Source organism: Cocleimonas flava (assembly GCF_004339015.1).
Lineage (GTDB): Bacteria > Pseudomonadota > Gammaproteobacteria > Thiotrichales > Thiotrichaceae > Cocleimonas > Cocleimonas flava.
In genome coordinates this window covers 392,754-414,715 of record NZ_SMFQ01000003.1, presented here as the reverse complement: position 1 = coordinate 414,715, position 21,962 = coordinate 392,754, and the positions used below count along the sequence as shown (strand labels likewise).

At 40.4% G+C, this 21,962-nt stretch carries 23 protein-coding genes; 14 read left to right on the top strand and 9 right to left on the bottom strand.

All coding sequences use genetic code 11. From position 1 onward, the window contains the following. The first annotated feature begins 128 nt into the window (after positions 1 to 128). The 3 genes from EV695_RS07870 to EV695_RS07860 all read left to right on the top strand — a co-directional run bounded on the left by EV695_RS07870 (position 129) and on the right by EV695_RS07860 (position 2,916). The gene (locus EV695_RS07870) at positions 129 to 365 is read left to right on the top strand and encodes a TIGR02647 family protein (protein ID WP_131905396.1); all 237 of its coding nucleotides are present in this window, start codon (positions 129 to 131) and stop codon (positions 363 to 365) included. Positions 366 to 690: 325 nt separating this feature from the next. Next, positions 691 to 2,337 (top strand): cell envelope integrity protein CreD, encoded by a 1,647-nt coding sequence (gene creD, locus EV695_RS07865; RefSeq protein ID WP_131905395.1) that lies wholly within the window; start codon positions 691 to 693, stop codon positions 2,335 to 2,337. A gap of 150 nt (positions 2,338 to 2,487) precedes the next feature. Next, positions 2,488 to 2,916 (top strand): hypothetical protein, encoded by a 429-nt coding sequence (locus tag EV695_RS07860; RefSeq protein ID WP_131905394.1) that lies wholly within the window; start codon positions 2,488 to 2,490, stop codon positions 2,914 to 2,916. Between the two features lie 152 nt (positions 2,917 to 3,068). On the opposite strand, the gene EV695_RS07855 is transcribed toward EV695_RS07860, so the two are convergent. Further along, on the bottom strand, positions 3,069 to 3,614 hold the full coding sequence (locus EV695_RS07855; RefSeq protein ID WP_131905393.1) for an RBBP9/YdeN family alpha/beta hydrolase: 546 nt from the start codon (positions 3,612 to 3,614) through the stop codon (positions 3,069 to 3,071). Between the two features lie 146 nt (positions 3,615 to 3,760). Between EV695_RS07855 and EV695_RS07850 the strand changes: the two genes are divergently transcribed. From EV695_RS07850 to EV695_RS07835, 4 genes are all read left to right on the top strand, one after another. Further along, positions 3,761 to 4,603 (top strand): SDR family NAD(P)-dependent oxidoreductase, encoded by an 843-nt coding sequence (locus tag EV695_RS07850; RefSeq protein ID WP_131905392.1) that lies wholly within the window; start codon positions 3,761 to 3,763, stop codon positions 4,601 to 4,603. A gap of 45 nt (positions 4,604 to 4,648) precedes the next feature. After that, positions 4,649 to 5,062 carry a hypothetical protein gene (locus EV695_RS07845; RefSeq protein WP_131905391.1) on the top strand — a complete coding sequence of 138 codons (414 nt, stop codon included), beginning with the start codon at positions 4,649 to 4,651 and terminating at the stop codon, positions 5,060 to 5,062. A gap of 124 nt (positions 5,063 to 5,186) precedes the next feature. Continuing rightward, a complete protein-coding gene (locus tag EV695_RS07840; RefSeq protein WP_131905390.1) occupies positions 5,187 to 5,948 on the top strand; it encodes a sulfite exporter TauE/SafE family protein in 762 nt (253 codons plus the stop codon). 191 nt (positions 5,949 to 6,139) lie between these two features. Then, entirely contained in the window at positions 6,140 to 7,159 is a 1,020-nt protein-coding gene (locus EV695_RS07835; RefSeq protein WP_131905389.1) for a M23 family metallopeptidase, read from the top strand. On the opposite strand, the gene EV695_RS07830 is transcribed toward EV695_RS07835, so the two are convergent. Then, on the bottom strand, positions 7,074 to 7,517 hold the full coding sequence (locus EV695_RS07830; RefSeq protein ID WP_131905388.1) for a YaiI/YqxD family protein: 444 nt from the start codon (positions 7,515 to 7,517) through the stop codon (positions 7,074 to 7,076). The genes EV695_RS07835 and EV695_RS07830 overlap by 86 nt on opposite strands. Before the next feature lie 166 nt (positions 7,518 to 7,683). Here EV695_RS07830 and EV695_RS07825 point away from each other — a divergent pair, with 166 nt between their 5' ends. Together EV695_RS07825 and tsaD are read left to right on the top strand one after the other, a co-directional pair. Beyond that, positions 7,684 to 9,024, top strand: a complete 1,341-nt coding sequence (locus tag EV695_RS07825; RefSeq protein ID WP_131905387.1) for a DEAD/DEAH box helicase — start codon at positions 7,684 to 7,686, stop codon at positions 9,022 to 9,024. Between the two features lie 108 nt (positions 9,025 to 9,132). Next, positions 9,133 to 10,137: a tRNA (adenosine(37)-N6)-threonylcarbamoyltransferase complex transferase subunit TsaD gene (gene tsaD / locus EV695_RS07820; RefSeq protein ID WP_131905386.1), complete on the top strand. Its 1,005-nt coding sequence runs from the start codon at positions 9,133 to 9,135 to the stop codon at positions 10,135 to 10,137. 90 nt (positions 10,138 to 10,227) lie between these two features. On the opposite strand, the gene EV695_RS07815 is transcribed toward tsaD, so the two are convergent. Beyond that, entirely contained in the window at positions 10,228 to 11,694 is a 1,467-nt protein-coding gene (locus EV695_RS07815; RefSeq protein ID WP_131905385.1) for a cytochrome-c peroxidase, read from the bottom strand. Between the two features lie 70 nt (positions 11,695 to 11,764). Further along, a complete protein-coding gene (locus EV695_RS07810) occupies positions 11,765 to 12,979 on the bottom strand; it encodes a hypothetical protein (RefSeq protein WP_131905384.1) in 1,215 nt (404 codons plus the stop codon). 236 nt (positions 12,980 to 13,215) lie between these two features. Here EV695_RS07810 and EV695_RS07805 point away from each other — a divergent pair, with 236 nt between their 5' ends. After that, complete coding sequence (locus EV695_RS07805; protein ID WP_131905383.1) at positions 13,216 to 13,869, top strand: hypothetical protein; 654 nt, start codon at positions 13,216 to 13,218, stop codon at positions 13,867 to 13,869. Between the two features lie 93 nt (positions 13,870 to 13,962). On the opposite strand, the gene EV695_RS07800 is transcribed toward EV695_RS07805, so the two are convergent. Next, positions 13,963 to 14,520 carry a hypothetical protein gene (locus tag EV695_RS07800; protein ID WP_131905382.1) on the bottom strand — a complete coding sequence of 186 codons (558 nt, stop codon included), beginning with the start codon at positions 14,518 to 14,520 and terminating at the stop codon, positions 13,963 to 13,965. Between the two features lie 140 nt (positions 14,521 to 14,660). Here EV695_RS07800 and EV695_RS07795 point away from each other — a divergent pair, with 140 nt between their 5' ends. Beyond that, positions 14,661 to 15,593 (top strand): SRPBCC family protein, encoded by a 933-nt coding sequence (locus EV695_RS07795; protein ID WP_131905381.1) that lies wholly within the window; start codon positions 14,661 to 14,663, stop codon positions 15,591 to 15,593. Between the two features lie 139 nt (positions 15,594 to 15,732). Further along, complete coding sequence (locus EV695_RS07790; RefSeq protein ID WP_165874651.1) at positions 15,733 to 16,605, top strand: lysophospholipid acyltransferase family protein; 873 nt, start codon at positions 15,733 to 15,735, stop codon at positions 16,603 to 16,605. Positions 16,606 to 16,645: 40 nt separating this feature from the next. On the opposite strand, the gene hflD is transcribed toward EV695_RS07790, so the two are convergent. The 3 genes from hflD to EV695_RS07775 all read right to left on the bottom strand — a co-directional run bounded on the left by hflD (position 16,646) and on the right by EV695_RS07775 (position 19,196). Next, positions 16,646 to 17,284, bottom strand: a complete 639-nt coding sequence (gene hflD / locus EV695_RS07785; RefSeq protein ID WP_131905379.1) for a high frequency lysogenization protein HflD — start codon at positions 17,282 to 17,284, stop codon at positions 16,646 to 16,648. 105 nt (positions 17,285 to 17,389) lie between these two features. Continuing rightward, positions 17,390 to 18,493, bottom strand: a complete 1,104-nt coding sequence (gene mnmA, locus EV695_RS07780) for a tRNA 2-thiouridine(34) synthase MnmA (RefSeq protein WP_131905378.1) — start codon at positions 18,491 to 18,493, stop codon at positions 17,390 to 17,392. Positions 18,494 to 18,500: 7 nt separating this feature from the next. After that, entirely contained in the window at positions 18,501 to 19,196 is a 696-nt protein-coding gene (locus tag EV695_RS07775) for an SDR family oxidoreductase (protein ID WP_131905377.1), read from the bottom strand. Between the two features lie 172 nt (positions 19,197 to 19,368). On the opposite strand from EV695_RS07775, the gene selD reads away from it, so the two are divergent. Together selD and mnmH are read left to right on the top strand one after the other, a co-directional pair. Then, on the top strand, positions 19,369 to 20,445 hold the full coding sequence (gene selD / locus EV695_RS07770; protein WP_207907007.1) for a selenide, water dikinase SelD: 1,077 nt from the start codon (positions 19,369 to 19,371) through the stop codon (positions 20,443 to 20,445). Further along, complete coding sequence (mnmH, locus tag EV695_RS07765) at positions 20,438 to 21,580, top strand: tRNA 2-selenouridine(34) synthase MnmH (RefSeq protein ID WP_131905376.1); 1,143 nt, start codon at positions 20,438 to 20,440, stop codon at positions 21,578 to 21,580. Before selD ends, mnmH begins: the two co-directional genes overlap by 8 nt. 107 nt (positions 21,581 to 21,687) lie before the next feature. Here the strand turns inward: mnmH and EV695_RS07760 are convergent, their stop codons facing one another. Next, the gene (locus EV695_RS07760) at positions 21,688 to 21,933 is read right to left on the bottom strand and encodes a hypothetical protein (protein WP_131905375.1); all 246 of its coding nucleotides are present in this window, start codon (positions 21,931 to 21,933) and stop codon (positions 21,688 to 21,690) included. Positions 21,934 to 21,962: the final 29 nt, after the last annotated feature.

The window sequence follows — 21,962 nt, the reverse complement described above, 5'->3', positions numbered from 1 at the left end:
TATGATGAAGTTACAGACATTACACAGTTATCGCACAACATTGTTATCGCACAAAGCAGTGTTATCGCACAAAACAGTGTTACTGAAACAAACTGTTACTGAAACACACAATAGGAGAAATAATAAAAATGCCATTTAACTCAGAATTGACCGATGAATTGAATTTGTTAACTCAGTTTAATCTGAAAAATGAACAAGACGGAATTAAAGTACATCACGACGCTAGAGCAGAATTTGTTGCAGCGGCTGAAAGATTACACGAAAAAGGTTTAATCACGCAAAAGGATGGTGGTTATCTGACAGACCTTGGACGCAAGGCAGCAGAGCATTCGCAAGCCTTAACAACACTTATTATTGCTAATTAGAGTTTTTGTGAATTAGAGCCCTAAGATATTTAGAGTCCTAATATATTAATACCCTAGTATTTAGAACCAAAGATCGTCAACTTTCCAATAATTAACGATCAATCATCCCGCTATTAGAGCCACTGTGCAGTAAATAATGATCACTTTACTGCACAGTTGTTCCGAAACTTTTCTGATATTTTTTCGAAGTTTTTACACTTAATATTTACTTGTCTCCACATTTTCTGCACAAGATAGTCTTAGCTTTTCCATTACACCCCCACTGAATCTACAAAACTTATTTATAAGATGTACTCGTTAATTCATTATTAAACGAGGTGTCTCAATGGGTATTATCGCTGGTCTGATCGGATTCATTTTTTTAGTCATAATCATCGCACTGTTTTTATTTGCCGCTATCTTTATGGCAAGGAAAATAGGTATTCTTAAAACGCCAGAAACAACTGAAGGTGATTCTGCAAATAGTGATCAACATATTGTTAAGCGTTATGTTTCTGATCTCAAAACTATAAGCGATTCACTGGTTTTTCGTTTTATTCTCATCGCAGTTTTAATCGGATTTATGATGATACCGCTGAGTCTGGTCAGCGATGTGGTACGCGAACGCAGTAACCTCTATCGAGGCGTACTTAATGATATTGCCAGTACCTGGGGGCAACAACAAAACCTGCAAGGACCAGCACTGTTTATCCCATATACAGAAAAATTCATAACCGAAGAAGTGAAAACAGATAAAGACGGCTACGAGCGCAAAGTCAATAAAACCATCTATAAACAGCGCACAGCAATCGTATTGCCAGATGACTTAAATATCAGCGTAAAGCTTAATGGCGAAACGCGTAAACGCAGCCTTTATGAATCATTGGTGTATACCGCTGATTTAAACGTGACAGGCGATTTTCTACGACCAGATATTAATAGCCTTTCCAATCATATCGATAAAATTCACTGGAACCGTTCATGGTTAGCGCTGGGCATATCCGATACTCAGGCGATTAATAAAGTTTCAGGACTTAACTGGAATAATGAGACATCGATCGACTTTGAACCCGGTACCAAAGTCGTCAATACTATCGCTAGTGGTTTTCATGCGCCGATTGATTTGTCTCCTATTAACTCATCTGCGGCAGATACGACACTTAAATATCCATTCCAGCTGAATCTGAATATCAATGGTAGTCAGGGTTTCTATTTCACGCCATTTGGTAAAACCACTGATGTCGAGATCGTATCAGATTGGCCACACCCAAGCTTTCAGGGAAGTGTTTTGCCCAATAAACACGAGGTTGACAGTGATGGCTTCGAAGCTACCTGGTCAGTGCCGAACCTTGCACGTAACTACCCACAATTGTGGACGCTAGAAAAACAGCAGTTTAATGTGAATGAATTTAAGGCGGGCGTGAATTTATTCGAGTCGGTATCGCTGTATTCTCAAATAACCCGCGCGATTAAATACGGCATGCTGTTTTTTACTTTAACCTATATCACCTTTCTGATTTTCGAAATGGGTATTGGTCGTCGATTGCATATCGTCCAGTACGGGGTGATTGGTCTTGCTCTATCCATGTTCTATTTAACCTTGCTCTCTATGGCTGAGCATGCAGGTTTCTTCAATGCCTATATATCAGCGGCAGGAATTATCATCATCATGATCAGCCTCTACGCTTACGCGGCGATAAGGAATATAAAGCGCTGCATCATTATCACGGTGTTACTCGCTGGTTTATACACCTTGTTGTATTCCTTACTCAAACTCGAGGACTACGCGCTGTTAGCAGGCACAGTGTTATTGCTCGTGATTCTCGCAGTACTGATGGTATTAACAAGCAATATCGGTAGAGACACTGATACAGGTTCGGATGATAAGCCAGACAATGGCAATGCTATAACAACCCGCAAACCGTCTAATAAGCCAGTAGATAAAACAGGTATCGATGGATTAACCGATAACCCGACTGTCTCTGCAACGTAATACATCGATATTATAATTATATTTTAACGCTTAACCCCAAGCATTTGCCCCGATATACGGTTTCGTATTCGGGGTACTTTTTGGTAACGGTGTGGCGATATCCCAAGCTAAAACAAAATGTATATCTGCACACAATATTGAGGTTTTAAATTGATAGAAAAGTTATCGGAAACATTACTCATTGAATATAAAAGACCGTGGAAGTTGTTTACTTTCGCTATTGGATTGTCTTTGTTGATTGTCGGTTCGTTCTATTACAAAGCACCTGATTGGGATATTCCTATCAGTATTATCATGGCAACTCTTAGCTATTTAACTGCTTCATGGAGTTTGCATGTTTTGACCGAAAGACAATGGTCAAAACTACCTTTAATGTTATTTATAGTCTGGTTCTGTATCGACGGCAGTTACGCTATTTATTGGTATTTTAAAGATCCTGTAGCATTAGCGTTAATGAGAGATGTGAATTTTTTGGCGTCACTGTCTTTATATTTAATGTGCGCTTTGGTTTGGTATTATGAAGGGACGATGAAACAGGCCTTTTCTTTATTGAAAAAAACGCAAAAGGAAACGGTCTAAAAATTGTTTAAACCAGTTCTCTTAAAAAGCGCTCTAAAAAAAACACTAAAAAAGTGCTCCAAAGTAGGGGGGTGACTTAATAAATGTTTAATACTATTACGACGCCTTAAATACTGATTTTTTCATTCATGGTTTAACTCCTCTGCCAAGTTTTAGGCTAGGCTCTTAACTAGGTTCTTAACTAAGTCCTGTCCAAACGGCCAATCACCCAGATCAGACTCAGCATTTAAATGACCATGCGAACCGCAGTTGATGAAACGACTGCCCCAGCATTCTGCAAAATATTCAGCACGCTGAATCGATACATAAGGGTCATTATCGCTGCTCACCACAATGCTGGGAAACGGTAGCGTCTGTTTCGGCATGGGGGCAAAATTTCTTAATATATCGGGTGTATGTCGATCGGATTCGATATCCGCAGGTGCAACCAGTAAAGCACCGATAACCTTTTTAGATTGAAAGGTGGAAGCCCAATGATTCAGCAATGAACAACCCAGACTATGACTGACTAGCACTATTGGCTCATCCGTTTTCTGAATATGCGTATCTAAAGTAACCAGCCATTCAGTTAACTGTGGAAATTCCCAATTGTCTTGTTCAACACGTTCGATATTTTCTAGCTGCTGTTCCCAGATTGATTGCCAATGACCTACATCAGATCCCAGATAACCAGGAAGCGTTAATATTTTAATCTTCATTGTAATGAATGTGTTACGTCGCAGTTAATTGAATAGGAGGATTATAAAACAAAAATCGCCTGTAAGTGGGGGGGTGTGTTTTAACTTTTTACTTGTTACGATACTGGCAATTTATATAACCACACTCGTATTCTCAGAGGTTTTTTATGGAAACAGTATTAGTAACAGGTTGCTCAAGCGGTATTGGTTATCATGTCGCAAAAGGTTTGATGGCACGTGATTATAACGTTTATGTGACGGCGAGAACCGATGAGGATGTAAAGCGTTTAATCGGCGAAGGGTTTAAATGTTTGAAGCTTGATTATGCCGACTCAGAAAGCGTTCAGGATTTAGCGAATGAGTTGATGCTATTAGTCGGAACCAATCTTTACGCCGTTTTCCATAATGGCGCATACGGCCAACCTGGAGCGGTTGAAGACCTGACGCGTGAAACCATTGAGAAACAATTCGCCGCTAATGTATTTGGCTGGATGGAGCTGAACAATCGTCTATTAGTGATGATGCGTCAGAATAATCGAGGGCGGGTGATTTTTAATAGTTCGGTACTTGGTTTGGTTTCTCTGCCGTTTCGTGGTGCGTACAACGCCAGTAAATACGCGATTGAAGGGTTTGCAGACACTCTTCGTTTAGAGCTTTCAGACACCAATATCAAAGTGTCATTGATTGAACCTGGGCCTATCGAAAGTCGTTTTCGACCTAATGCTTTGTTGGCGCTGAAAGCGAATGTAGATATGGAAGCCAGCGTGCATCGAGATCGCTATCGCAAAACACTTCAACGTCTGGAGAAAGAAGGCAACACCGATTCATTTACGCTTCCTCCCGAGGCTGTATTGGAAAAAGTGATTCATGCACTGGAAAAAGACAATCCACAAGCGCATTATTACGTTACTAAGCCAACCTATATTATGGGAACGCTAAAACGTATACTGCCTACCAAGTGGATGGATAAATTTATTCTTAAAGTAGCGGGCGGTGAGCTAAACGATTAATCAGCGTGATTAATCAATCATAAGATACTGTGAGAGATGAAATAAATGTTGGAATATTTGTTTTTTAATCGCGAAATCGCGGAAAAGTTTACTGCTTTTTTGGATAAGAAATCTTTGGCGTGGGAAGAGTTTATTGACCCGATGTTAGACACAATCGTGATCAAAACCTCTGAAGATATCGCAGATGATCTATGGGACGAGCTCGATGATTACCATGAGGTATTAGGCGAAGAGGATCAGAAATTGCTCGAAGAAGCGATGCAAGACACTGATACCGAAACCAATGCTGCCGGTATCTACATTCAATTAGCGGGTGGCAAGCAAACGGTCGCTCAGGTTAATCCCGATGTCATGAATCGCATGCTGGAGGTTATTTCAATGGATGAATTCAATGCATTCGTCGAGACCATTGTTAGCAGTGTCGAAAACCCGGATGATTCCCCAATATGCCACACCTGATGTTCCTGATTTGATGCATTATTAGCACTATTTCAGTATGACCATCAAATAGACAGAATCCCGTTTCTCTGCCGAACTCTTTCTCCCCTTAAGGTCCAAATGCCGTGAAAATAACACTACACTAATGAATTTCCTGGATTTTTTATTCATTGATAGCTACGGCCAATTAGTATTACTCGCTGGTGTCGTGTTTTTGGCCGCAATCGTACGTGGTTGTATTGGTTTTGGCTTTTCTGCGTTAGTGGTCGCAAGTACCAGCTTTTGGTTGGAAGTAAAATATATCGTGGTGATGGTTATCCTTATGGAAATCATTGCCTCTTTGTTTATGCTTAAAAATGTCAAAGTGGATATCGATTTTAAAGTACTAAAAGCTCTGATTATTACAGCAGTGATAGGTAATATTCTGGGTGTACTACTGTTAGCCAATATAAATCCTGATTATCATCAAATACTCATCAGTGTTTATTTATTGTTTATCGTAGCCTTTAGTTTATCGAGATTTACTTTTAAAAAACCTGTCACACAAATACGATTAAATACCACAGGACTGATTGCCGGTTTTTATGATGGAATGGCAGCCATTGGTGGGATATTTCTGGCGTCAATGCTAACCAGTTCGAACTTTCCTATCAGAACCATTCGAGCCACAGCGGTTGTTTACTTCTTTATTGTAGAACCTACCTTTTTTGTATCTGCTTATTTTAATGGCTTGCTGCATCAGGAAATATTCTTCACCACCGCTATTTTGATATTGCCAATGCTGATTGGGATAACCTACGGTTCTAAATTATTCATTATTCTTACTGAGAGAACCCTGAAGCGTATTGTGCTGATTGCTTTATGTTGTCTTTCAATTATCGGTTTAATCAAGGTTGTACTTACCTAAACACAACAGCTTACCTCAACATAACGGCTTGCCTTAACATTAGGACTTAATTACGTATTTCGATTATATAGAATCAAAAAAGTCCTCATAAGTAGGGGGGTGGCTTGGTTATTAATTACCCAAATGGGTGATTGAAATCAGATAAACCACTGTGCTAATATTCAAAATCCCTATGCCCCTGTGAAATCAGTATGGATATTTTCAATTGTAATGCCACCAATAGAAGTGGCGTTATTAAACCTTCTATGTTTTTAATCGCTAGTCTGATCGTTTTAATTGCTATTGTATTTGTGGTCAATATGAACATTGCTCAAAATGAGCCCGTGGTTATTAAACCAGTACTTAAGCTTGCCGCGGTTGACGTAGATGGGGCAGACTACAACGATATCCATTCTAACAAGTTTGTACCTGTAGAAATGAGAAGCGTTCCCGTGGCTAATGCTAAACAACAATCCATCGTTGAAAATAAAACTACCAATACGGTTAAGATAGTCACTGAAGTGAGTGTCGGTGATTTTGATCAAAATAATGCAGTTACTGTTTTGAATAACGATGAAGAGCCTGCTGAGCCTGCTTTAACAACAAAATCAAACAAGCTAGTGAAAAAGGCGTTGGATAAAACTCTTAAGGACACTGCAAAACTTAAACAGTTTTCTTCCAAAGTAATAAAGATCAGTAACTTTCCGGTAAAAGATGGATTTTTATCATCAGGCTTTGGTATGAGAAAACATCCCATACACGGCAATATAAGAATGCATTCGGGTATTGATATCGCAGCAATAGCGGGTAGCAATGTTCAGGCAATGGGTGAGGGAACGGTAGTTTTTGCCGGCAGAAAGTCAGGCTACGGTAATAATGTCGATATTAAGCATGGGAATACGGTAATCACCCGTTATTCACATTTAAGAGAAATTTTAGTCGAAGTGGGCCAGAAGGTTACCCCTGAAGATGTGATTGGACTGGTGGGAAGTACAGGGGTTTCAACCGGACCACATTTGCATCTTGAAGTAGCGCTCAATGAAACAGAAGTTGATCCTTCTATATTCCTTGCGGGTAAAGCGACGGTAGCGGCAAAACCTATTGTGCGTCAGTATGCAAAGACCACAACGGATAATAAATTAGCGACTAATTTTGATGAAGCAACCTATCAAGACTATTTGCAAAGTTTTGACGGTCTTTATGGTTTAGTGGTGCCGGGCCAGACGAATTAATCCCGCTGGAACGTAAGGTTTCCATAAAATCACGCATATTCAAACGCTGTTTTATATTTTCGGTGGTATATAACTCGCCACGCGGATTCAATGCCACAGCACCTTTCTCAATAGCTTCAGCTGCTAGCGGAATATCCTGAGTAATCACTAAATCACCTGGTTCCAGGCGCTTTACGATTTCATTATCAGCAACATCAAATCCAGAGGCGACTTGCGTAAATTTAATATAGGGTGAGGGCGGAATTCGCATCGCGTGATTCGCAATCAGGGTCGTTATAATTTCCTTACGTGCAGCTAAGCGAAAGATGATTTCTTTAATTGGAGTTGGACAAGCGTCCGCATCGACCCATATTTTCATAATAGTTGCTCAATCAAGCTCTTAAAACCTGATTATCATAGCACTATGCTTGCTTATGCTGTAACCTCCCGCGATTAACAATAATGCAATTATTGTGCAGTGTTCTTTGATCATCTTTCTCCTTGAAAATAATAAAAGAACACAATAACGAGATAAAGAGATTATCATGAAATTTGAAGACCTAGGATTGTCAGAAGACATCCTAAAAGCACTATCACGAAAAGGTTATACCGAACCTTCACCCATTCAAGCACAAGCAATTCCTGCCGTATTAAAAGGCAGAGATCTAATGGCTGCAGCACAGACAGGTACTGGTAAAACAGCAGGTTTTACCTTACCGATACTAGAATTACTCAGAAAAGGTCAGCCACCCAAAGCTAAACAGGTTAGAACCTTAATTATCACACCAACCCGTGAGTTAGCAGCACAGATTCAGGAAAGTGTTGAAGCCTATGGCAAACACTTAAAATTGACCTCTACGGTTGTTTTTGGCGGGGTGAAAATTAACCCGCAGATTAAACGTCTTCAACGCGGTACAGATATTCTGGTCGCTACACCGGGAAGATTGCTGGATTTACATCATCAAAAAGCAGTGAAGTTTGATGATTTAGAAATTTTGGTACTGGATGAAGCCGACCGCATGTTGGATATGGGATTCATCCACGATATCCGTAAAATCATTTACCATCTGCCTAGTCAAAGACAGAACTTGTTATTTTCAGCCACGTTCTCGAATGAAATTCGCAAACTGGCAAAGACATTGGTGAATGATCCGGTTGAGATTTCAGTAACACCAAGAAATACAACGGCAGATACGGTTAAGCAGTGGATTTGTCCTGTCGATAAAAAGCAGAAGTCAGAATTGCTGGCTCACCTGATACATGACAATAATTGGGAACAGGTATTAGTTTTTTCACGTACCAAACACGGTGCTGATCGACTTACTCGTCAATTAGAAAAGAACCAGATTACTGCAGTAGCCATTCACGGTAATAAAAGCCAGGGTGCGAGAACAAAAGCATTAGCCGCATTTAAAAAGAATAATGTGCGAGTGTTGGTAGCAACCGATATCGCTGCCAGAGGTATAGATATCAACCAGTTACCTCAGGTTGTTAACTTCGATCTACCAAATGTTCCTGAGGATTATGTACATAGAATTGGTCGTACAGGACGCGCTGGAGAAGTAGGTCAGGCGGTTTCATTAGTCAGCGCTGATGAGATCAAACAACTTAGAGATATTGAAAAATTAATTGGACGCTTATTAGAGCGTAAGTTAATCGATGGTTTTGAGCCTGATCACGATGTTCCTGTAACATCACTGAACGACCAGCAAAAACCTGCCCGTAAGCCGGGGGGTGGTAGTGGTCGCCCAAATAAGAAAACCAATTACAGAAATCGTAATAACGCGAATAAAAGCGGTAATAAGAATTCGAGTAGACGTGGTGGTCAAAACGCACAAGCCAAAAAGAAAAGTAGCGGAAACACATCGAGCTCTAATCAGAGTTAATGGTATTTGTTACATTTCAAAAAATGTTTTCTGAAAGCTAGACTACCTTGTAGAATAGCTTTCTTGTTTCTTACCTGATTATTATCAATAGGATATGTAAGCGCATTTATGAAAGTTCTAGGCATTGAATCATCATGCGATGAAACCGGCATCGCAATCTACGATACTGATAAAGGTCTTATCGCTGATCAGTTATATTCACAGGTAGCCTTACATGCTGAATACGGTGGGGTTGTGCCTGAGCTTGCTTCACGTGATCATATCCAAAAAACCACGCCTTTAATTAAAGCTGCGCTGAAAGAATCCGGTCTTAGTTTTAAAGATATCGATGGCATTGCATATACTCGCGGCCCCGGATTAATCGGTGCACTCATGGTAGGTGCTTCTATAGGGCGTTCGTTAGCGTGGGGTCTAGGTATTCCAGCGGTTGGCGTACATCACATGGAAGGTCATTTACTGGCACCGATGCTTGATGAAAACCAAACCATAGATTTCCCTTTTGTTGCTTTGCTGGTCTCAGGTGGACACACCATGTTGGTAGAAGTTAAAGCCATCGGTGATTACAGAATAATGGGTGAATCTTTGGATGATGCGGTGGGCGAAGCCTTCGATAAAACGGCTAAAATGCTAGGTTTAGGTTATCCTGGTGGTCCCGTACTTGCTGCATTAGCAGAAAAAGGTGAGCCAGGTGCGTATGACTTTCCACGTCCCATGATTCGCCAGGGCGGATTAGATTTTAGTTATAGTGGCTTGAAAACATTCGCATTAACGACCTGGAATTCATCGACCAAGACTGAACAGGTTAAAGCAAATATTTCTCACGCCTTTCAGGAAGCGGTTGTCGATACCTTATTCATAAAATGTAAGCGTGCTTTAAAAGATGCCGAAGCGAAGCGTTTAATTATCGCCGGTGGTGTTGGGGCAAATAAGCGACTCAGAGAAAAACTGCAAGAACTTCCGGCAGATGTATTCTTTCCTCCGATGAAATATTGTACTGATAACGGCGCTATGATTGCTTACGCTGGCGCTTTACGTTTACAGGCGGGGCAAACTGAACCTGCGGAAATTCAACCCAAACCACGTTGGTCTTTAGAAGAACTCAACGCTATTTAAATATAAGTAACATTAAGGGGACTTTTAAAAAATTGGAGAGCAGTGTTTTAGGCTTATCAATAGCCAATAACGACTAGGCTATTACACCCATTACAGAGGTTTACCAGTTCTCGCATTAATCGCATGTAACATTTGTCCGTCTGGATCATTATCACCCACATCGGGTATCCATTTAGACATGCAGGCACGATCTTTGACACAAGGGTCTGTCAAAGTTTTTAAGAAACTTACCAGATGGGTAACGTCGTCCTCAACTAGATTTGGTTTTGCCTTTAAATCAATGCCTTCTGCTATTGCTTCTAAAGTATTTTCTTTCACAAATCGTGTATCGATTGATTTCTGCTTAAGTTGTTTAGTCTCATAACGCTTGGCAGACTCTACAGGTGACAGCATGTGACGAGTAATAGCTTCCAGTGATGTATATGCGCCGTCGTGTCCCCAAGGGCCTGTCATCTCTACATTAAGCAGTGATGGCGTACGGAAACGGAATTTATCTTTTGGATTGTTTGTGATTAAACTGCATCCGTAATCATTATTACCGGTTTTGCCGTTCTGTTTTCCAACGCCTATTTGAGGTATTGCAGTGTTATAGGCTTTCTCATCGGTAAAGAAATCACCTGAGTGACAAGATGCACAACCAGCACCGCCGTCTTTCTGATCGGTATAAAACAACCATGCACCTTTCTTCGCTGATGCAGAAATAGCCTGTTTGTCGCCTTCTACATAAGCCTTCCAGGGATTGTTGATAAACACCTGTGAACGTTCGTATTCAGCGATAGCCTCTGAATAGTTTTGCTCGGTGATTAAATCTTCTACATTACCATTGGGATCTTCAAAGCCTTTTCTAAATTCTTCCAGCCAGTTTTCCTGAAGTCTTGATGCAAGCGCTCTGCGTAGTGTTTGATTATGTGAATCGTTTAAATAACCACCGCGCATCTCTTCGACCGATGTTATCGGAAAGCGTGCCTGAGCCTGTACTAGAGTCTCACCCGCGAGTGCATCCGGTTTTGGATAGCTCATATCAGGTGTATGAATGTCATACTTGCCGACACGTTCTATTCTCATATCGTGGAATAAGACTTTTTTCCAGAAAGCGACATTAAACGTTGTTGGGGCATTTCTAGGGACCTGAGCGTGTTTTTTGCCGATCAATTTACGATCAGAGCCTAGTACATCCGGATTCTTTGAATCAACCCCGATTGAAAGCGATAAATCATCACCGCCACCTAACATTGGGTGATGACAGCTAGCGCAGGCTGTTGTGTTATCTCCACCCAGTGTTTTTGAATAGAATAGTTTCATCCCAAGCTGGGCTTTAGGGCTTTCAATATTAGGTAGTGGGTGATCAGCTTTGGGGGTTCCTGTAAGTGCGTAACGAGATATCAATGAAGATAAGTCTAAATCAAGCTGAGGATCATAGTGTTGATGAGTTGACGCAGTATTTGCAGGCTGGGTCGCCTCTACGTTTGCTGTGACTGCAAACGATAAAATACTTGTAGCTAATACCAAAGATATAAAAGCTGATTTCTCAATCAGAACTTTTGTTATTATTTTCATTGTAATGACTTAAAGATTAGTTGGGGTTATGTGTAAAAACTCTTATTAAACTAGAACATAGCCTATGTTTCTAGAATTTGTAGTTTAATGCCAATTGTATCTCATTTTCATTAAATAGGGGTAGGCTGAAGGATTCTACCGATATCTGGTCATCATTCGCGTTATATCCGTTAGGCGTTTGATTAGATGCCAGATTAATTCCTGCAACCAGTTTTTTCTCTTCTTCCCACTTATGTTTCCAGTGACTGAGGAATATATTGGCAGCTAGACGACTACCCATACGATTAAGTTGCCGATAACTGTAAGGCGAATTATTCGCCATGTTTTTCTTGATAGTTTTGTTTAATAATTTCTCACCTTTGTTTGCACCCAGTATTACTTTAATACCACTAGCGCCTTGTTGGTGGATTAAGTATCTCTGATAATCTTCCAGGTTTTGATAACCATTCTTCTTCAAACGTTTTTCATTTTTCGCTAATAGCTTCTTGCTCATGGCAAGTGACTTTGCATAGTCCAAACGATCTTTACGACATTGAAGTGATTTACAGCCAATGTCTTTTAACGCCTGAACCGTTAATTGATGATGACCACAAGGCGAAGTAGTGTAGGTACAACTTCTACTTTTATTTTTGGGTCTGTAAAGTAATTTGCCCTGCTTGGATTCGATAGAATGAACCGTATCCCAATAATCAACGTTAGCAACTTTCGAAATCTTGGCTGCAGTTTTGATATCTTGTTTGGTGCTTTTTGAAGTAACAGATAAAGCAGCGCTTGAAGTTGTAGAAGGCGCTACTTCCGTAGGCTTGTTAAAGTTGAAGGTTAACTCTGCTGCAGTACTTTCTTTTTCTAAATCAGAAATTGTACGATTTTCTTTGGACTTTATAGATTCGTTTTTTGCATTTAGCTGCTTGTAGAATGCTAAGCGATGATTGTTACGGTTTGCTTTTTGAGATCTGTTTGGAGAGCTAGCTACAACAGTCTGTACAGTATGTAATTCTGAGATATTCTTTGTTGATTGTGCTGTTAATTCTACAATTATTTCTGTTTCTTCAGTAAGCTCGTTTATTGCCATTTGATCATGCAACATACTGGTTGCTGAAAACTCATCATGAAAAAGATCAAACGCATCTTTTTCGTTTAAAATAGATTTGATTGTAACTATGTTTGAATAGCGTGATGTATTCGTTAAGTTATCTGCTGAAATATCGGATGTATTTTCATGTGTGCCGATGATCGAGATCATAGCAAACGAAAAAATAGTGACTATAAAAGAATATGTATTCATTGAAATTTAACAGACTTTAGCAAGTGTGATTCAAGCAAGATATTTTAATGATATATTTATTGCAGGTTCAGCCTGTCATGGTAATGGTTACTACCACTTACTCTTTATTCGGGTTTTAACTACCGTTTATCGGCTTACAATAATTAACAAAGTATGCAAATAAGAAATAAATTGCCCAAAGAAGCAGCAAATAATTAAAAAATAAGTGATTTGTTTGAAGTTTTATGGGTGTTTGTGTGACAATAGAAAGAGTTAATTACTTTCATATTCAGGAGTTTGTAATGGGTGCATTTGTTCTAGGTATATTGGTCGGCTGGCTTGCAGAATGGTTGTTCTATACTTTTTGGTTAAAAGGTGGCGATAAATCAGACTGTTCTTCATTGAAGTCCGAACTAGAAGAACGAAAAAAAGAAATCAATCGTTTACAAAGCAGATTGAATGAAGCTACTGCTTCAGCAGCAACTACAGCCGCAAGTAGCACAAAAGCAGCATCTGTAAGCACTGCCACGACAACTACTGCTGCTCCAAAAAAAGCAGCTGCAAAAACGCCTGCTAAAGCAGCACCTAAGAAAACAGCGCCGAAAAAAGCTACTGCCAAGAAAGCAGCACCGAAAAAAGCAGCAGCAAAAGCTAAAAAGACCGGTGATGATTTCACTAAACTCAGTGGAATAGGCCCAAGCATGGAAGCGACACTGAAAGGTTTAGGTATTGATACTTTCACTAAACTTGCTGAAACGGACGATGATGAGCTTCGTGAAATGCTTGAGAAATCTGGAGCGCGTTTAAACAACAATAAAGAAGCGATGGATTCCTGGAATGAGCAAGCAACGCTTGCAGCGAAAGGCGATTTCGCAGGTCTTACTAAATTGCAGGAAGCACTAAAAAAGTAAGGGCTGATAAATGATAAAAAAAGGCTAGTTTTTACTAGCCTTTTTTTATGGTTAATTTTTACTGGAAGCGTTTTGACTCACTACAATATCAGTTTAATGAATCTGTAACTTGGCAAGCTCCTCAAGAATTGCATTCACCAGACTCTCACCTTGCGCTCCCATGCCTTTGCTCAAAATCTCTGGATCTCTTTCTCCGTCGATTAATTTTTTCATAATGGCAGCTAAAATCGTCAAATCTCCTCCAGCGTGACTCATTTGTTCAGCCATGGTCGATAGAAGCGTCAGGGCTTGAGTACTTCCTCTGCTTGCTTCATTTACCATGTGCGCAATACCTGGTGCAGCCATCGTTGGATTCGCATTTTTAGCTGTTGGGTCGGGTAGTGTAGCTGGGTTTTGTATACCTTTTAAAATGGCATCTATAATGATTCCATCTTCTTCATCCAGATCGTTAAGTAAGGATGTTGAACGATCGCCTTCAAGTATTTTATAGATTCTCAAAACCAGGTTTTGCCAGCCGTTAGCCGCGCTGGTCTTAAGTACTTCGCTAAGCTGAGGTCTTAATTGTGGATTTAAATGCGTTTGTACAACCATATTGATAAGGCTGGCATGCACTTGAATGATTTGTTCTTTTTTATCGGGTAAATTGCTCATTTTTAAACTGTATCATAACTCTGTAACATTAAATAAAATCTATGCTCAGATACTTTACATTAAGACAAATATTTAAAGGCACCTCCCCACTTATAGGCGTTTTTTTTGGTTATAATTAATAAAAATTTCAAGGAAAGAATATGCCTGCGTATCAAGTGAAACGTTCAACCGTTATTAATAAACCCATCGCCGATGTGAAGGCGTCATTAATAGATTTTCGTCAATGGCCGATCTGGTCTCCCTGGTTGATAATGGAGCCTGATAGCCAACTAAATTATAGTGATACACAATCTCAAGTGGGTGCGAGTTATAACTGGGATGGCACGCTTGTGGGTGCCGGTGAGATGGTGTTGGAAGAAATCACAGATCAACAATTAGCGATGGATTTACAATTTAAACGCCCCTTTACCTCTACTGCAAAAGTATTCTTTGATCTAGAGAAGCAGGATCAATCGACAACACGCGTTACCTGGACAATGAACAGTCATTTTCCTTTCTTGTTATTCTTTGTAGCGAAGAAAATCAAAGCCCATATAGGCATGGATTATGAGCGTGGTTTGAAAATGCTGAAGGATTACTTAGAGACAGGCACTGTTTCTTCAAAGGTTGAGATAGAGGGTAAGACAAAAATTCAAGAGCAGCACTTTATTGGTCTAGAAAGAACCTGTGCGATTACGGATTTGTCACAAGTAATGAGGGATGATTTCAGTTATTTGTTTAATTATATGAAAGAGCAAGATATATCACTAACCTCTTCACCGCTTAAAATAGTGAAGAGTGTTGATCCCTTATCTAAAATGACGAGTTTTGTCTGTGCTGTTCCGGTTAATAAAGAAATGGAAGTCACCCCCCCACTTATAGCCGGTTTTTTAAAAGAGCAGAATGGTTTAAAAATTACGCATACCGGTTTTTACGAGCACTTAGGCAATGCCTGGTCTACTGCTATGGCATATAGTGGCAATCATAGAATCAAAACACGCCGAAATCCTTTAGGATATGAGTTTTATTTAAATGATCCGGCCAACACAGATCAAGCAGACCTATTGACCGAGGTGATATTGCCTATAAGATAGGGCCTTTTTCGATTGAATATGTCTACAGGTTGCCTATCGTTCGTAAGCAGATTCACAAGCCTGATTTACATTTCAGATATTCAGTTATAGTTACTCAATTATTTATATAACACGTTTTAAATAAAGGAAGTTTTAGATTTTGAAAAATTGGTTGGCACATACATCACTACAATTAATCAGTTATTTACCACTGAGTGTTAATCAAAGAATTGGGCGAATCATCGGCTTCATCGGTTGGTACGTTTCTGCAAATATGCGTCAGAGAACCTTACTTAATCTTGATCGCTGCTATCCTGATAAATCTACAGCATGGAAAACGAAAGTAGGGCGTGAAGCATTATGTTCCAGTGCGGAAGCCTTGCTTGAAACCCCCACTTTGTGGAAGGCCGGTAAGGATAAGATAGCTTCTTTATTATTAAACCCGGAATCCTTAGACACAATCAAAACTACCTATGCAAAAGGCGATGGGTTGATTGTTGTGGTACTGCATCTGGGGAGTTGGGAGTATCTTGGTCTAATCACGGCAATGCATACCAAGACAACCAGTGCCTATCGTCCGCTCAATTTACCCGCATTGAATGAATTGGTTGTGGAAGGTAGGCAATCTACCGGAGCACGTTTAGTCCCAAGTACGTTTAAAGGAATTCGCGAGCTAACCAAAGCCTTATCGAATAAGGAATCCATTTGTATTTTGCCGGATCAGGAGCCGCGAAGGGATCAGGGAATCTATGCGGACTTCTTTGGTAAACCGGCTTATACCACCAATCTAATGCCAAAATTGGCTGCGCGTCATAATACGCCTGTGCTTTATATCGCCGCTGAGAGAAAACGTAACGGCTATTACCTTCATATCGAAGAAGGGGTTAAAGCACTTTACGATAAAGATCTGGTGACTGCATGTAATGCCATGAATAGTCAGATTGAAACGATGATCAATAAGTTTCCTGAGCAATACAGCTGGTCTTACAAGCGTTTTAAGCGTTTGCCAGATGGTACTAATCTCTATTCGTAAATGCAGTTGAGCTGTTTTGAATAGGGTTAATAGACGGGTATTACAAACTGTTTAAATAGCTGTCTGCCTGTTTTTGTAATTTGCCGCGCTCAATCAGTAACTTCCAACGATTGCCACCAGCTTGGCGCCATAATAATGCAGCACGAATACCCGCGAGTAATAATGCTCTTATTTTAGAGGCATTGGCAGGATTTGCTAAATGAGATTGCTCACCTTTTACCATGATTTTTGGCCCGATTTTACTCACGGTATTGGTATAAATTTCAGCAAGTGAAGCAGTAATGTTTTCATGGCCGACATCGAAAAACTCTAGTTTTTTCTGTGTGTCTTGGATTCCCTGAAGGAGTTGTTGAAACATTTCAGGATTATTGTTTAATTTCTTTTCAAGGTGTAGCAAGCCTAGAGCGTAACGTGTAGCCTCCATATCCTTGGCTTTACCATCAGGGGTCATTTGCCCAGAGCCTAATTGATACAGCATGGATGTCAGGCCAGTCTTTAAGTTGTCTAAGCTACCGTATAACTCAACAGCTGTACCCGCGTTATCGTTTAATACACTATTGATACAGGTATTGAATAAAGTGTCGTCTACCTTGCCAGTATTGGCCACTTGAGAAACACCATCAACGCATTGAAAAACTGCAGCTAAGGCTATGGCACGATTTTGTGTATTTGATTCCACGGATTGAATTACCTATTTTTATCTATACTGGTTAATTGATCTTGTTGTTTACTATGCTGGGTGGCTATGGCTTTAGTCGCTTCTATGTTTTTTCTAAACGAACGATTAATCGCACTCGGTTTTAATTTCATCGATGATGCCACCACCCAGACAAATATTCTCATCATAAAAGACAATGGATTGACCTGGTGTCATTGCTCGCTGTTTTTTTTCAAAACACACTATGCATTTATGGGTATCAGAATCATCAATCACAACCGTACAGGCTTGTTCTTCTTGGCGGTATCTGATTTTTGCTTTGCACTTAAAAGTTTCGCTCGGCGCCTTGCCGCTGACCCAGTGTAACTGAGAAGCTTTGAGTTGTTGTTTCAACAAAAGTTCATGGTTATGACCCTGAGCAGCAATCAGTTTGTTGTTGCTTAAGTCTTTATCTACTACAAACCACGGCGCTTCTGATGAGGTTTTTAAACCTCCAATACCTAAACCTTGTCTCTGGCCTAAGGTGTAATACATCAATCCCTGATGTTCGCCGATTTCTTCACCTTCTGGTGTCACGATTTTGCCCGGTTGTGCAGGTAAAAAGCGTTGTAAGAATTCGGTGAATTTACGCTCGCCAATAAAGCAAATACCTGTACTGTCTTTTTTGGTAGCAGTATCGAAGCCAGCTTTCTCTGCCAGTTCACGCACTCTTGATTTCTCTAGTTCGCCAATGGGAAACAAGGTTTTGATTAATTGATGTTGTTGTAAGGTATAAAGGAAATAGGTCTGGTCTTTATTATTATCAAGCCCTTTTAACATTTTAACTTCAGTACCACTTTTATCAACGCGTGCATAATGGCCAGTCGCAATGTAATCGGCACCTAAGTCGAGAGCAAAATCCAGAAATGCTTTAAACTTGATTTCTTTATTGCACATGATGTCTGGATTAGGGGTACGACCTGATCGATACTCTTCGAGAAAGTATTCGAATACATTGTCCCAGTATTCGGTCGAAAAGTTTACCGTGTGTAATTTGATACCGAGTTCATCGCTGACCGATTGTGCATCAGCGAGATCGACGGTGGCTGAGCAATATTCAGCGGAATCATCTTCCTCCCAGTTTTTCATGAACAGGCCTTCAACTTCATAACCTTGTTCAATCAAAAGCAGGGCAGCAACAGACGAATCTACGCCGCCGGACATGCCGACTATGACTTTTTCTTTTTTCATCTGTTTTTTACCAGGGGATTATGCTGCCATCGATATCGAGGAAACAGCCGCTATCTGCAATCGTGCAATCTGTTAGATTCTTTCTAAGCAAGGTTGCAGATTCTTCCACTGAGATTTCACCATTTGGTCCGCCCATATCTGTACGAACCCAGCCTGGGTGTAAAATCAAAGATGTAATGTCCAGATGCTTAAGGTCATGTGCTGCACTTACCATAACGGCATTTAATGCCGCTTTAGTGGCACGATAGGCATAAGAGCCGCCTGAAGTATTATCTTCCATACTCGCCATTTTACTGCTGATGCTGGCGATGATCTTCTTATCGCTTATTGCGACATTTTCAACAAAATGTTCCATCATTTTCATCGGCGCAAGCAAGTTTATTTCAACAGCTTCATCCCATGCATCACTTTGTGTTTTGCCAAATTCTGTCGCGCCATAACCATAGACACCTGCGTTGTTTAACAAGATATCGACAGGTACATTTTTCAATGTTTTTTGCAGCTCGGACATTTGATATTCATTACTCACATCCAGCGCATGGACACTCAATAAATCTTTATTGTCAGCTACGAGTTGATTCAGTTCCTTCGCATCTTCCGGAGAACGACAGGTGGCGAATACTCGCCATCCTTGTTGGACGTATTGTTTACAGAGTTCGAGTCCGATACCTCGATTGGCACCTGTTATCAGTAATGTTGGCATATAATTTTGTTAGTAAATTCTAATAGGGTTTAAGTGTTAATCAACAATGTGTTGCTTCAAATAAGTATATGTCTATAAGTTCTTATTTAAAGGCTTAGTTACTCATTGATAGATTCATCTTAGTATAAATGCGAGTATAATCCGACTACCATTAATAAGTTAGACAATTTCTATGAATAATTCCGAAGTTCAAATCAACATTGCTGATGTAAAAATGACTGAGTACAGTCACGGTTCTGGTTGTGGTTGTAAAATATCACCGGCAGTTTTAGATGTGATGTTACAAAGTGATATTCCACCAATGGTTGATGAGTCATTACTTGTAGGAAATAGCACCCGTGATGATGCTGCTGTTTATGATTTGGGCAATGGAACCGCAATCATCAGTACCACAGATTTCTTTATGCCGATAGTGGATGATCCTTACACCTTTGGGCGCATTGCTGCCACCAATGCCATTAGTGATATATACGCCATGGGTGGTAAACCGATTATGGCAATTGCTATTTTTGGCTGGCCTTTAGATAAATTACCGGCAGAGGTAGGACAGTTAGTCATAGAAGGTGGACGTCAGGCGTGTAAAGATGCGGGAATGTCATTAGCGGGTGGTCATAGTATCGATGCTCCAGAACCTATTTTTGGTTTGGCGGTTACTGGAACCGTTGCGAGCAATCAGGTCAAACAAAACTCAACTGCCAAGGCGGGAAATAAACTTTATTTGACCAAACCTTTGGGTGTCGGAATTTTATCTACGGCCCAAAAGAAGAAATTGATTAAAGATGAGCATGCTCACCTTGCGCCTGATTCGATGTGTCAATTAAACAGCATTGGTGAAAAGCTCGCACAACTTGATTGTGTGACTGCACTGACAGATGTAACGGGTTTTGGTTTAGGTGGTCATTTACGCGAAGTTTGTGAAGGTAGTGGTCTTCATGCGGTGATTAATTACAGTAAATTACCGTTATTGCCACACGTGATGGAATACCTCAATCAAGGTTGTTCGCCAGGTGGCGCGCAAAGAAATTTCGATAGTTACGGTGAGCACATAAGTGCAATGACGCCAACGCAACAATCAATCGTTTGTGATCCTCAAACCAGTGGTGGCTTGCTGATCGCCGTTGATGAAAATGATGAGCTATCTTTTCATGCTGTTATTGAAGCTGCCGGCTTATCGTTGGAAGCAATCGGTTATCTCACTGAAAAAAATCCTGATGCTGAGTCACAAGCTATGATCCAAATTCATGAGTGACCTTAAGATAGAAGGGCTGCCCAAAGGTAATTTACCCAGTGTAAATAACCTGACAGATATTTTTGTGAATGATATTCCACTTTTGGATGTACGCGCTCCTGTAGAATTTAATCAGGGTGCATTTCCCAATTCAGTCAATATACCGTTGATGAATGATGCAGAACGCGAAGCAGTTGGCATACGGTATAAAGAACAGGGTCAAGACTCAGCGATTGTTTTAGGATCCAAATTAGTTACGCCTGAAATACGAGAACGAAGAACACAGAAGTGGAATCGGTTTTTTAGCGATAATCCTAATGGTGTGCTTTATTGTTTTCGTGGTGGGTTGCGTTCGCAAATATCACAGCAATGGATTGCCGATAGTCTCGAGGACGGTCAGCAGCCTTTCCCTCGTGTCGATGGCGGATACAAAGCCATGCGAACTTTTCTGATTCAAAGCATTGAACGTATTAGTCAGAAAATTCCGGTGATTGTGCTGGGAGGAAGAACCGGATCTGGTAAAACCAGATTGTTAAAGCAATTACCTAATAGCATTGATTTGGAAGGCTTGGCAAATCATAGAGGATCAGCTTTTGGTCCAACGGCTACACCGCAGCCAACACCGATTAATTTCGAGAATGCACTTGCAGTCCAGCTACTCAAAGCAGAAGCTGCAGGACATAAATTTCTGGTTGTAGAAGATGAAGCTAGAAACGTTGGTTCGGTGGGTATTCCACAAGCTTTCTTTGACGTAATGCAAACGTCTAAATTGGTCATGCTGGAAGTCTCACAAGAAGAGCGTAATAAAGTGAGTATCGAAGAATATATTCTGGATACTCAGCACTCTTTTAATGAAGTTTATGGTGAAGAATTAGGCGCTGAAAAACTATCTGAGCATCTCATCAATAGCTTAGGGAAAATTCAAAAACGTTTGGGTGGTGTGCGTTATAAAGAAGCGTTAACCCAGATGGAAGAAGCGATTACACTCAGGAATAAAACAGGATCGGTCGAAGGATTTATTCCTCTGGTTAAATCATTATTGATCGATTATTACGACCCTATGTATGATTATCAAAGCGCTAAAAAGAAAGACCGGATTAGTTTTAAAGGTAGCTATGACGAAGTGATTTCTTATCTAAAGACACTGGATTATTAAAGCTGGTTTTTAAAACTAGATTAAAGACGCTAGCTTTAATCACTAGAACAAATGACAAATAAAAAAAGCCTCCAAAGTAGGGAGGTGGCTTACCTTATTTAATATTCTTAAAAAGAAGCGGCTTTCTTGGCTGCTGCACTACCCGCTGCACTTCCAAGCCTTGCTCCCGTTCCGCCTGCAATTATTCCACCCACAGTTCCACCGACGATGCTACCAGCCGTTCCTGCGACAACACCTGCAGCTTTAACCGGTACTTTCGCAACAGTAATGGCGCTACCAACTACTTGTTGTGTGGAACATGCAGAAAGCAATGTAACTACAGTGATTGATAAAACGAGTATGGGTCTCTTCATGATCTTACCTGATAGCATTTTAGGTAAGA